This is a genomic window from Mycobacterium sp. ABE4_509 (assembly GCF_056160785.1).
Genome location: NZ_JBSWXU010000284.1, coordinates 1 through 1,863, shown reverse-complemented (window position 1 = coordinate 1,863; position 1,863 = coordinate 1). Strand labels below are relative to the sequence as shown.

The following is a 1,863-nucleotide window of genomic DNA, read 5'->3' as shown; positions in this document are numbered from 1 at the left end:
CCGTTGCGGTCGACCAGCACCGCGCCGGCGACGCCGAGGGTGGCCAGCACGGCGCCGATGCCGCGGTCGATGAGCCGGCGGGCCGCCGACACCACGGGCTCCGGATCACCCTGAGCAGCAGCGTTTTCCAAGGTTTCCGGGGCCAGACCCAGCACGCTGGCCAGCTCCTCGCCGTTGGGTTTGATCAGGTCCGGGGCACCGCGGTCCAGCGCGCCGACCAGGGCGGCCAGCGGTGCGTCGGAGGTGTCCACGGCGATGCGGCACGGGTGCGAAGCCAGCCGGGCGACCACGTCGGCGTACCAGGAGGCCGGCACCCCCGGGGGCAGCGACCCCGACATCACCACCCAGTCGGCCCCGTCGGCCGCCTCGAGCACCGCGTCGGTCAGCGCGGCGACCGTCGCGGCGTCCAGGGTGGCCCCGGGCTCGTTGATCTTGGTGGTGGTGCCGTCGGGTTCGGTGACGGTCAGGTTGGTCCGGGCCGGCTCGGCCGTGGGCACCACCCGGAACGGAACGGCGATGGCCTGCAGCGCGGTGACCAGCGGGTCGTTGGCGGCCGCCGGCAGCACCGCGACGGTCTCGACGCCGGCCAGGGTGAGCGCGCGGGCGACGTTGACACCCTTGCCGCCGGCCTGGCTGGTCACCGAGGTGACGCGGTGCACCGCGCCGCGGGTCAGCGCACCGGGCAGCGTGACGGTGCGGTCGATGCTCGGGTTGGGGGTGACGGTGACGATCACGGCTGACCTCCTGCGCAGATGACTTCGACGCCCTGATCGCTGAGCTCCCTGCTGGCCGCGGGGCTGATCTCGGGGTCGGTGATGAGGGTGTCGACACTGGTGATGGGGGCGAAGCTGACGAAGTCCTCGCGTCCTACCTTGGACGAATCGGCGGCCACCACCACGTAGTTGGCCGCACGCACCATCGCCCGCTTGACCGCGGCCTCCTCGCTGTCCGGGGTGGACAGGCCGTGACGGACGCTGATGCCGTTGGTGCCGATGAAGGCGATGTCGACGCGCAGCGTGTCCAGCACCCGCAGTGCCTGCTCGCCGACGGCGGCCTGGGTCACTCCGCGCACCCGCCCGCCAAGCAGCTGCAGCGACACCGAGGCGTTGGTGGCCAGGCGTGCGGCGATGGGCACCGAGTTGGTGACGACCACCAGCGGGCGGCTGGTCGGCACCTGCGCGGCGATGCGCATCGTGGTGGTGCCGGCGTCGAGCAGCATGCTCGCCCCGGACAGCGGAAAGAACTCCGCGGCCGCCGCGGCGATGGCGTCCTTGTGTTCGGCGCGGGTCACGTCGCGCTCCCCGACGCCCGGCTCGACCAGGTGCAGGGCCCGGACCGGCACGGCGCCGCCGTGCACCCGCCGCACCACCCCCGCCTTGTCGAGCACCGCCAGGTCGCGCCGCACCGTCTCGGTGGTCACGTCGTAGGCCTGGGCCAACTCGGTCACCGAGGCGCGCCCCTTGGCCATGACCAGGGACGCGATCGCCTGCTGCCGTTCCTCGGGGTACATGGGACTCCGTTTATGTGGGTATGGATCCGAATATCTGTGGATGTATTTGGTTTTACTCCTGAATGTGTTGACTTGTCAACGTTTTCTTGTAACCTGGTTCACATGACCGCGACATCCACGCCCACATCACCGACCCCGGCAGCGAGCAACGCCGGCACCGTGCTGCACGGTGTGCCCGTCGTGGCCGGAGTCCAGTACGCACCCGTCATCCGGCCCGGTACACCACCGGACCTCGACGCCGACACCGGCGGCGAGGTCGACGAGGCCGACCGCGCCGCTGAGGTGCAGCGCTTCTCCGAGGCGGCGGCCACCGTCGCCGCGCGGCTGCGGGAACGGGCCGGGCAGGCCACGGG

General features: G+C 71.8%; 3 protein-coding genes. 1 reads left to right on the top strand and 2 read right to left on the bottom strand.

Annotation, left to right across the window (positions count from 1 at the left end; translation table 11 throughout):
- Together ACXAID_RS27975 and ACXAID_RS27970 are read right to left on the bottom strand one after the other, a co-directional pair.
- Positions 1 to 734, bottom strand: a 734-nt coding sequence (locus tag ACXAID_RS27975; RefSeq protein ID WP_475025417.1) for a 1-phosphofructokinase family hexose kinase, incomplete at its 3' end; no start/stop codon positions are given.
- Positions 731 to 1,510: a DeoR/GlpR family DNA-binding transcription regulator gene (locus ACXAID_RS27970; RefSeq protein WP_421458880.1), complete on the bottom strand. Its 780-nt coding sequence runs from the start codon at positions 1,508 to 1,510 to the stop codon at positions 731 to 733. The genes ACXAID_RS27975 and ACXAID_RS27970, both read right to left, overlap by 4 nt.
- Before the next feature lie 102 nt (positions 1,511 to 1,612).
- Between ACXAID_RS27970 and ACXAID_RS27965 the strand changes: the two genes are divergently transcribed.
- Positions 1,613 to 1,863 (top strand): phosphoenolpyruvate-utilizing N-terminal domain-containing protein (locus tag ACXAID_RS27965; protein ID WP_475025416.1); only part of this gene is annotated, 251 nt, incomplete at its 3' end.

Excerpts from the sequence above, each read along its gene's own strand:
- ACXAID_RS27970 (WP_421458880.1), bottom strand. The coding sequence starts at position 1,510 with ATGTACCCCGAGGAACGGCAGCAGGCGATCGCGTCCCTGGTCATGGCC.